The following is a 619-nucleotide window of genomic DNA, read 5'->3' on the forward strand; positions in this document are numbered from 1 at the left end:
AATTATAAACTAACTATTTTTAAAAATGTACAACAATTTAACAAATTCTTAAAGATTCGCTATTTACGAAGCAATACTTGCCGTCTGTTTTACTGCTATATCATTAGCAATGGTTTATGATTATTAAGATTTTTAACGTATCTTAAAATTTGTATTTGAATTCTTTTAAACTACTATCATCTCGCAATCAAGGTGCTAAACTATAGTCGTAAAGTAATTTAAATACATCATATATCATCAATTCGAAATGGGGTTATCAATGTGAAAAAGATTTCTCTAATTGCAACGACTGTATTAACAGGATTATTATTATTTCCAAGTGTCAATGACACAACGACACATGCAGCCGAAGTAACATCTCGTGATGCACAAGCTGTAGCAATTCAAGCTATGAAAAATAGTGGTGGCAATCCGGACTTACAAAATTTCAAAAAAGTTAAGGATAAAGGGGATTATTTCACAATTGATATAAATAATAAATCTGGTGCAGGTGTCGGTACTTATAAAGTATACAAAAATGGAGTGGTGCTATATAAAAGTGGAAATTATGGAGAATATAGTCAACTCAATACACGACAATGTTATGTTGCACAAGATATTGCTACAACATCTTCACAAG

1 protein-coding gene is annotated in these 619 nt (G+C 30.4%); it reads left to right on the top strand.

What is annotated here, in order from left to right; all coding sequences use genetic code 11:
* Positions 1 to 261 precede the first annotated feature (261 nt).
* A partial coding sequence (locus IE142_RS39980) for a hypothetical protein (protein WP_268253002.1) occupies positions 262 to 619 on the top strand: 358 nt, incomplete at its 3' end.

It is taken from the genome of Streptomyces mutabilis, assembly GCF_014649815.1.
Classification (GTDB): Bacteria; Actinomycetota; Actinomycetes; order Streptomycetales; family Streptomycetaceae; genus Streptomyces; species Streptomyces mutabilis.